This is a genomic window from Roseomonas chloroacetimidivorans, assembly GCF_049629625.1.
Classification (GTDB): domain Bacteria; phylum Pseudomonadota; class Alphaproteobacteria; order Acetobacterales; family Acetobacteraceae; genus Roseomonas; species Roseomonas chloroacetimidivorans.
Map to the genome: position 1 here is coordinate 1 of NZ_JBNBZS010000144.1, position 8,687 is coordinate 8,687.

General features: G+C 68.1%; 7 protein-coding genes and 3 pseudogenes. 3 read left to right on the forward strand and 7 right to left on the reverse strand.

Features of this window, described 5'->3' with window-relative positions:
* On the forward strand, window positions 1-180 hold a 180-nt coding region (locus ACO1BU_RS34760; RefSeq protein ID WP_424140482.1), incomplete at its 5' end, for a hypothetical protein.
* 86 nt (window positions 181-266) lie between these two features.
* On the opposite strand, the pseudogene ACO1BU_RS34765 reads toward ACO1BU_RS34760, so the two are convergent.
* A pseudogene (locus ACO1BU_RS34765) lies at window positions 267-380 on the reverse strand (IS630-like element ISAli3 family transposase); the annotation flags it as partial.
* Window positions 381-394: 14 nt separating this feature from the next.
* Window positions 395-2,047 (reverse strand): recombinase family protein, encoded by a 1,653-nt coding sequence (locus ACO1BU_RS34770; protein ID WP_424140483.1) that lies wholly within the window; start codon window positions 2,045-2,047, stop codon window positions 395-397.
* An 80-nt stretch (window positions 2,048-2,127) separates the two neighbouring features.
* Here ACO1BU_RS34770 and ACO1BU_RS34775 point away from each other — a divergent pair, with 80 nt between their 5' ends.
* Window positions 2,128-2,487, forward strand: a complete 360-nt coding sequence (locus ACO1BU_RS34775; RefSeq protein WP_424140484.1) for a hypothetical protein — start codon at window positions 2,128-2,130, stop codon at window positions 2,485-2,487.
* Window positions 2,484-4,565: a recombinase family protein gene (locus ACO1BU_RS34780; RefSeq protein WP_424140485.1), complete on the forward strand. Its 2,082-nt coding sequence runs from the start codon at window positions 2,484-2,486 to the stop codon at window positions 4,563-4,565. Before ACO1BU_RS34775 ends, ACO1BU_RS34780 begins: the two co-directional genes overlap by 4 nt.
* On the opposite strand, the gene ACO1BU_RS34785 is transcribed toward ACO1BU_RS34780, so the two are convergent.
* The 5 genes and pseudogenes from ACO1BU_RS34785 to ACO1BU_RS34805 form a co-directional block, all read right to left on the reverse strand.
* Complete coding sequence (locus ACO1BU_RS34785; protein ID WP_424140486.1) at window positions 4,557-4,976, reverse strand: recombinase family protein; 420 nt, start codon at window positions 4,974-4,976, stop codon at window positions 4,557-4,559. The genes ACO1BU_RS34780 and ACO1BU_RS34785 overlap by 9 nt on opposite strands.
* Window positions 4,977-5,186: 210 nt before the next feature.
* Window positions 5,187-5,459 (reverse strand): annotated as a pseudogene (locus tag ACO1BU_RS34790) (transposase); the annotation flags it as partial.
* A gap of 11 nt (window positions 5,460-5,470) precedes the next feature.
* Window positions 5,471-6,817 carry an IS5 family transposase gene (locus tag ACO1BU_RS34795; RefSeq protein ID WP_424140487.1) on the reverse strand — a complete coding sequence of 449 codons (1,347 nt, stop codon included), beginning with the start codon at window positions 6,815-6,817 and terminating at the stop codon, window positions 5,471-5,473.
* Window positions 6,818-6,951: 134 nt separating this feature from the next.
* Window positions 6,952-7,625 (reverse strand): annotated as a pseudogene (locus tag ACO1BU_RS34800) (IS630 family transposase); the annotation flags it as partial.
* A 340-nt stretch (window positions 7,626-7,965) separates the two neighbouring features.
* A partial coding sequence (locus ACO1BU_RS34805) for a DUF3141 domain-containing protein (protein ID WP_424140488.1) occupies window positions 7,966-8,687 on the reverse strand: 722 nt, incomplete at its 5' end.

Below are 8,687 nucleotides of genomic sequence, written 5' to 3' on the forward strand. Positions count from 1 at the left end.
GCCTTGCTGGCACCCGATCAACCCCTGGCCGAGCAGCACGGCCGCTATCAGGAAGTGGCGACTGAACCCGAACGGCAACTGCAGAAGGTTGCGCAGGAGATCGTCCAGGAGCCGACACCGCTTCGATCCTTGGACGCCAACCGAGGCGGAGCGGACGAAGCTCGAGACTCGGAGCCGTGAATCCTGCGAAGACAGGAAGTGCGAGGTGATGCTGGGCCCCTTATGTTTAGCCTTGCTGTATCACATTTTGATCGGATCTTTGGGTTTGCGAACCAGGTCCATGCGTCGCAACAGGCATCGACAATAGCTGCGTAGGTGTCGAACACGCGGTTGCTGAGCTTGTTGGAGCGCAGATAGGCCCAGACATTCTCGACTGCGTTTCCATGCTGCCTCTCTACGGTAGGTTCCTGCTGCGGGATGTCCCCCGCATTGCGGCCCGGAATTGGTCCAGTTCGTTCTCGCTCATGGTTACGAGCCAGATGTGCTGGCCGCCTTGGGTGGCCAGCCGTCCATGCAGACGGCCCCGACGCACCCAGTGGTAGGCGGTGTGACGATGGACACCGAGGCGCTCTGCTGCTTCATGGAGTGTCCACTCGGCACCGGGCTGCCGCGGCACGGCCTGGCTCCATATTGGCTTTTCGCCTGTCATGTGGTGGCGGAACAGGAGGCGTTGGATCATCCCGGCCTCGAATGCGGCGCGCTTGGGTGGGTGCCAGCCGGCTCCGTTCAGGGCCTCGGCGATGGCGGTGGCCGAGTAGCCCTGGCCGCGCAGATCACGGATGGTGGCCAGGATCTGGTCAAACCCACGCAGCTGCTCGAACCGGCGCACGGGCCTGATCAGGGCATGGTGGGTGCGCATGCCGCCGGCCCACTCGCAGGTGACCTGAAGGTGCTCACTGGCGCCATCGAGGCGGACGACGACCCGTTCAAGGACCAGACGGGCAATGGCCTGGCGGTCCTTCTGTGCTGTCGCCGATGCATGCCAGAGCGCTGGAATGTCCTCTGCCAGGCGGTGAATGGCTCGACATTCCTCCGGCCCCAGCCGAGCCGGCTCGCGTGCCAGTTCGCGCGCCTGCTCGGCCCCGAGTGCCTCCTCGGCGGCGAGCGCTGCCTCCCACTCCCGCTCGAGGGTGCGTGCTACCAGCCGCATCTCGGGATCGACGGCCTCGTAGCGCCGGCGCGCCAGCGCCGTCTCGTAGCGGGCCCGCTCCAGGCGTTCGGCCCAATGGCGTCGCCGCTCAGCCCGCTCGAGTTCCAGGTCCTCGGCCAGCTGCAGGCTGACCTCGAGCGCTGACGGTGTCAGCGCCGCCAGGATCAGCCGGGCGGCTAACTCGTCGACGGGGGCGGCGCTGAGCGACTGGCAGCGCGGCCCGGCAAAGGTCACCGCCTCCTGGCAGCACTGGTAGCGAGCTTCGCGACCGTTATTGTGGTAGGCGAGCACCATGCGCCGGCCGCAACGGCCGCAGTGCACGAGACCACCCAGCAGGGCGGGGCCACCCCGGGGGACACCGTCGTGCTTGGCCCGGTTTGCCGCCATCTGGTCCTGGTTGCGGGTGTAGGTTTGCCAGTCAATGTAAGCTGGCCAGCAGTCCCGATGCAGTACGCTCCAGCCCTCGGGTCCGCGAATGAACCGTCGCCCGCTGTGTGGCTTGCCGGGCAGTTGGGCCCGGCGTTCCATCCGACGCCGCCCATAGACATAGGCGCCCGCATAGGCTGGGTGGCGAAGCATGTCGGCCACTGTCGCGTGGTTGGGGCGGTTCCAGCGGATCTCGCCCTTGCCCGGGCCCGAGCGCACGCGATCTGGCAAAGCAATGGCGTGATCGACAAGGTAGGTCAGCACGCCGCGGATCGATCGGCGCCGCTCGAAGATGTCGAACACGAGCCGGATCACCGAACGGACCCCCTCGTCCGGGTCGAGCGCCACCTCGCCGGAGGGGCGCTGCACGTAGCCGCGTGGCAGACCGATCACGAGTTCGCCGCGGGCAGCTTTGGCACGGCGTCCCTCGTGCATGCGTCCTTTCAGGATATGCAACTCGGCCTCGCTCATCGTGCCCTTGAGGCCCAGCAGCAGCCGGTCATTGTAGGTGCTCGGGTCGTAAAAGCCTGCGGCTTGATACCCCTGATTGCTTGGCGAGCGGTGAGCCCGAGAGGGTAGTAGTCACCGACCCGGCGCATCCGCTGTTTGGCCGTGAGTTCGTGCTCGCGGCGACAAGGGAGGCAGCAGGAGGCGGTCACGCCTATGTCGTCTTCCGCGGCGATGTTCTGCTGAAGGTTCCGCTCGGGGCGACCAACCTCGTCCCCACCTTGCCGCGTCCACCTTCGAGCAAGCTTTCGCTTGAGGCGGTCCGTGAGCTGGTTCGTCTTGCCCGACAAGGGGGACGGGCAGAGCAGTCCGCAATGGGCGGGACCTCCGCGGTCGAGTGGGTGGAGGGTGGCCCGGTGCCGGCGCCGGGGTCTGCGCGCCGTGCCATGGGAGGTGAGCCATGACATCGGAACTCGTGACGGCCCGGCATCTGGGGCGCAAGGCGGTGATCTACATCCGCCAGTCCACGCCGCAGCAGGTCATGACCAACCAGGAGAGCCTGCGCTTGCAGTACGCGTTGCGCCGGCGCGCGCAGGAGCTTGGCTGGCACGAGGGTGACATCGAGGTGATCGACACTGACCTCGGGCGGAGCGGCGCGTCGGCCGCGCACCGCGAGGGGTTCAAGGACCTGATCGCCCGCGTGACGCTCGGCGAGGTCGGTCTTGTGCTGTCCTATGAGGTCACCAGGCTCGCGCGTAACTGCTCCGATTGGTACCCGTTGCTGGATCTGTGCGGCTACCGGCAGTGCCTTATTGGTGATCGCGATGGCGTGTACGACCCAGGCTCGGCCAATGGCCGCCTCCTCCTGGGCCTCAAGGGGACGATCTCCGAGGTCGAGCTACACACGCTGCGCGGCCGCCTGACCGCTGGCCTGCTGAGCAAGGCCGAGCGTGGCGAGCTGGCGCTGCTCCTGCCGGCGGGTCTGACGCGCGGTGCGCACGGCGTGGTGACGAAGCACCCGGACCGCGAGGTGCAGGAGCGGATCAGCCTTGTCTTCACGAGCTTCCTGGAGCTGGGATCGGTGGGCAAGGTGCTCCGCGCCTTTCGGGGCCGCAGGCTCGCCGTGCCGCGGCTCGACCGGTTCGGTGAGGTGGTCTGGCGGACGCCGACGGGGGGCATGATCGCCGCGATCCTGAAAAATCCGGCCTATTGTGGCGCCTTCGTCTACGGTCGCACCCGGTCCTGCCGCGCGACTTACGCCGGTGGCAAGCTGATCACGGCCCGCTGCCCGATGACGGAGTGGAAAGTGGTCGTGCGGGACCGCTATCCTGCCTACATCGGGTGGGAGGAATTTGAGCGGATCAGGGCCATGCTGCGCGACAACCACGCGGAGTACATGCGCCATCAGACGCGCGGCGTGCCCCGCGAGGGAGCTGCGCTGTTGCAGGGCTGCGTCTGGTGCGGCAGGTGCGGCCACAAGATGACCGTGGAGTACAGGAGCCGCACCCGCTACGTCTGCAACTTCCTGCAGCGGAGCCAAGGTGGGCCGCTGTGCCAGCACCTCCCCGCCGATCCAATCGATGAACAGGTGGTGGCCGCGTTCTTCGCGGCGGTCGGGCCAGAGGAGTTGGATGCCTGGGCGCGTGCGCAGGAAGCCCGGCGACAGGCGGAGGACGCGCTCGATCACGCCGAGGCCCAGCAGGTGGAGCGCCTGCGCTACCAGGCGCTACTCGCGGAACGGCAGTTCAGCCGGGTCGACCCCGACAACCGCCTCGTCGCCTCGGAGCTGGAACACCGCTGGGAAGCCGCGCTACGCGAGCTGCGACAGGCCGAGGAGGCACTTGCTCTGCGCCGCGCGTCGCGCACCGAGCCGGAGACGCTGACAAGCGAGGAGCGGGCGGACTTCCTCGCCCTCGGCCCGCAGCTACCGGCCATCTGGCACCAGCCCAGCATGGACCGGACGCACAAAAAGGCGATGCTACGCTGCCTCATCGACAAGGTCATCCTGCAACGGACAGTGCCCGAGCGGATCGATATCCGCATTGTCTGGCGGGGTGGGGACGTCGCCGAGGCACAGGTCGAGCCAGCGGTGTACGCCCTGCACGCCCTCTCCCGCGGCCCTGAGATGCAGGCGCGCATGCTCGAGCTGGCCCACCAGGACTTCCCCGATGCAGAGGTCGCCGACATCCTCACCCGTGAGGGCCATCGCTCGCCTCGCTGCAGTCGCGTGCTCGCGCGAACCGTGCAGGTCTTTCGCCAGCGCCACCGCGTGCTGCGGGGCACCAGCCGGACGCATCCCCGCCACATCCCCGGGTCGCTCAGCATTGCCGAGCTGGCCAGACGGCTCCAGGTGTCGCGCTCGTGGGTCGACCGCTGCATCCGCAGCGGCGCGATCGTCATCGTCCGCGATGCCGCGGCCAAGCGCTACCTGTTTCCCGACACTGAGGACAGCCTCGCCGCCCTACAGAGCCTGAAGTCGGGTCAGGTCACTCATGTCGACCTCGTACGGAACGACCAGGAGCAAATGAGGGCATCAACATGACGGATCGTAGAGGCCGTCCGCGTCCGCGATGAGCGTGTCGAACAGCGCGCAAATCTCGAGCAGCTGGTGCCAGTCACGGCACGATCGGGCCAGGCGCGATACCTCGATGCCAAGCACCAGGCCCACATGGCCGAGCCCTACCTCGGCCACGAGCCGCTGAAGTCCGGGCCTGTCCAGCGATGAAGCGGCTGAACGGCCGAGGTCATCGTCGATGACGACCACCTGTCCCGGGTGCCAGCCGAACTGCCGGGCACGGTCCGCCAGCGCGTATTGCAGCCGCGTGGACTCTCCGTGCTGCTGCACTTGGCGAAGGGTGGACTGGCGGACATAGACAATAGCCTGCCGCTCACGGTGGCGGGGCCGGATCTTGTCCGACAGGAACAGGGTCGCACTCGGTAGGGTCGGGCTCATCGGCCGTCTCCGCCGTGCTCGAGGGAGCCGCAAGACGCTGGCGGATCAGCTGGCCAATCAGCACAACAAGCCGGCGCTGCCGCTCCCGCGGCAGGTCCTCCCAGCCGATCCCCTCCTGCCTCGGGTCGCTCACGGCACAAGGCCACCCACCGAGCCAGCGCGCGCAAGGCGTCCAAGCCAAGCCGCGGCACTACAAGGACGTCACACTCAGCGGTCCCATGTCCAGACTTTCTCGATAGGGTTGAACTCCGGGGAGTAGGGCGGCAAGTGCAGCACAGTGATGTTGCTTGGCACGTGCAGCTTGTCGCCCGTCTTGTGCCAGCCGTCACCATCGATGGTGAGCACGGCATGGGCGCCGGGCGCCACGTGGGCGCTGATCTCCGTCAGGTGCAGGTTCATCATGGGGATGTTGGCGAGCGGCAGCACCAGCGCGGCCCCAACGCCACCGGCCGGGCAGATGGCTCCGAACAGATAGTCGGCCCTGAATAACCCGGTCAGGCCGCACGGGCTGTAACTGGGAGACGGTCTGACTGGGCGATTGCGTGAGTGAGGCTGGCGAGGAGAGCGGTCAAAAGGGCCCTGAGGTGGGCGAGGATCTTACGGATATTGTGACCGCAGCCGCAGAGCACGGCGAAGATGGCGTCGCCGAGGGTGCCCTTGAGGGCGCACCGAGCAAGGCGGCCATCAGTCTTCATGTGGCCGATCTCGGGCTCGATGGCGCTGCGGCGGCGCAGGAGCCTGGCCAGCCTCGGCGTCAGGCCACGGCGCGTGCCGCTGATGAGCACCCTGGTGCCTTGCACCCCATGGCCGCGGTAGCCACGATCGACCACGGCGAGGGTGGGGAGTTGCCCGGTCAGGGTCTCGACCTGCTGGAGGGCGTCCGCGAGGGTGTGGCCGTCATAGGGATTGCCGGGCATGGAGCGCATGCCGACGACGAAGCCTCCGGCGAGGGTGGTGGCGATGCTGACCTTGGCGCCGAACTCGTAGCGCACCCTGGCCTTGCCCTTGGAGATGCAGTCCACCTCCGGCTCGTGCAGGGCGTAGATTTTGCCCGCGCTCTTGGGTGTCTGCCGTAGCAGGCAGGTGACGAGCGCGATGAGTTGCTCGATCCGTGTCCGCAGCCGCCCTTCGGGGACGGCGCCGATCTTGCGGCCGATGTCGCGCAGGACGCGCCCCGTGTAGCCCTTCAGGGTTCGCAGCGCCTTGCGCATGCGCCGGAACTGCCGCGCATGGGCGTGACGCCCCGCTTGCGCGGCCAGACGCGGAGCCTTGCGGTTGTAGTTCTGCCGCAACCGAATGCCCGCCCTCTCGGCCAGCGCCACCAGCGAGCGGCGCGCCTTCTCGTAGAGGCGGCTGTCGGTCGGATGGGCGATGGCCTTCTCCATCACCGTCGTGTCCACCGCGACCTCAGCCAAACCGCGTTCCGACACGGCACCCACGGCACGGCCCGCCTCGATCGTCTTGGTCAGCAGCCACTCCACCCCCTCCTCGCCGATGCGGCCGCGCCAGCGGCTGAGAGATGAGGGGTGGATGGGAGCCTGATGCTGGAAGAAGACCTCGCCGGTGAAGTGCTGGAAATACGGGTTCTCCACCCAGCGGGCGAGCACCGCCTCATCGGAGAGGCCGTGGGCATGCTGCAAGTACATCAGCCCGGCGACAAGGCGGGGATGGATGGCCGGCCGCCCCTCACCAGCGGGAAAGAAGCCGGCCCACTCCCGCTCGAACCAGGACCAGTCGATCAGCGCCGCGAGCCGGACCAGCTCGTGCCGCCCATTGATCATGTCGACCAGGCGTGGGCTGAGCAGGTCGTCCTGCTCAGCCGGGCGGGAACGGTGCTTCATGCCCGACAGAATCGCAGGCTTTGCCGCCCATTCCAACCAAACCTTGCAATTCCAGCACCCCAGATCCCGAGCTTTCCTGCCCCAGATCAACAGGTTGCTGGTTGTTCAAGGCCGACCAGATACGCCTGTCGCGCGACATACGCCCACGAGTAGCGCTGGTCGCGGGGTGCGACGGGCCGGGAGGCGCGCTCAGCCCAAACCCGGGTCAGCGTGCCCTGCTGGCCGATGCGTGCTTCATCCTGCCACCAGAGCTCCAGCGGCTTGCCGCGAGCGTGCTCTGGCAGCGCTGCGTCTACAAGGGCGGCGAAGTTGTCCTGAAAGACGCCTGCGCCGGGGCGTCCTGTCCGGGATGCCGCGGGCGTGCGACCAGCCGGCGAAAGCCAAGCCGGTGCAGCACCGTGCTGATGCTGCGCTCGGCCAGCACGACGCCGAACTTCGCCTCGATCACCCGCGCCAGGTCGGCCCGCCGCCAGCGCACGACGCCATGCTCGGCCGAGTCAGGCCCGCGGCGGACCCACTCGGCCACCGTGGCTTCCTGCCCAGGCGAGAGCAGCCGTTTGGGTCCGAACTCTCCGTGTCGGTCGGTCAGCCCGGCCAACCCCTCCGCGTTGTAGCGGTGAACCCAGTCCCGCAGCGTCTGCCGATCCATGCCGGCGGCTTGCGCCGCTTCCGCACGGGACACACCTTCCAGGACCAGCGCCAAAGCGAGCATCCGGCGGGCCGCCGCGACATTCGAACTGTGCCGTGCCGCCCGGCGCAGACCCGCCGCGTCCAGGTCGTCCCGGGTGATCTTGATCGGTGCCGCCATGCTGGCCTCCGCGAATCGGCGTCAGCCCGCAGCGAATCACGTCAGCCACAGCTAGAAAACCCGCCAAGATTCAGCCAACTCAACCGCGCGTATAAGCGCATCGAGGAAGCGTTCGGCTGGATCAAGACCACGGACGGGCCGAGACTGCCTGCTCCGCCAAGCCCTCCGGCGTTCTGGCCCGGCGCTTTGGGGTGAGCAGCGAAACCAAGTGCATTGCGTTCCGGTGCAGTGCTGTTTCGGTGACCGGCCCGGCGGTGAATGCCCTCGCCCTGCCCTGCTTGACCACAGGGCAGCCTGGCTTGATGCTCGCCAGGTTCATGAAGTCGCGCTGACCTACAAGCTATGCGAGCCGTCCTGGGAGGCGGCCCTCCGCGGGCGGTAACCTCGCCTCTGCCGTCGCGCTCTGGGCGATGCTCCGGACCGCGTCGGTGGCCCGCGCCGCCGAGCCCTCCTCCTTCTGCCCCGTATGGGCCCGGGCGAAGATCGCCTCTATCGAGGCGAGGCGCGCTGCCCCATGGGCACTCAGTGGCCCGCCAGCCGTGGTGATGCGGCGCACTTCCTCGAGCCGGCGCTGGATTTCCTCGGGCGCCGTGCCGTCCAGCAGGCGCGGGAGCGTCAGCAGCGCCTGTTCCGGGTCCAGCAGCAGCATGAAGAACTGCTCACGGAAGCCCTGCTTGAAATCGGCCAGGCTCCGGCCGCCTCCCTCTTCCTCCAGCAATCGCCGCAGTTGGGCGAAGCCGCGCTCATCCGCCACGCGCTCTGCCAGCGCCACATAGGCGATGGCGCGCAGTGCCGCCTCGCGCGGGCCGCCGACGGCGATCGCGGCACGCAGCTCCTCGGTGCGCCGGGCGAGGAAGCTCTGATGCTCCGGCTCCAGCGCCGGGCGCCGGCGCGGTGCCTCCCCGGCCGGTAGTCCGGCCAGAGCCTGCAAGGCGGGCTGGCCGTAGATGCCGAGGAAGAGCCTCTCTGTCGTCTTGTCCCGCCAGTCCCGCCAGGCGTCCAGCGAGCGCACGACCTGCCGCGCCATCTCGGCCTCCATTTGGCGGAAGGCATTACCGGGCT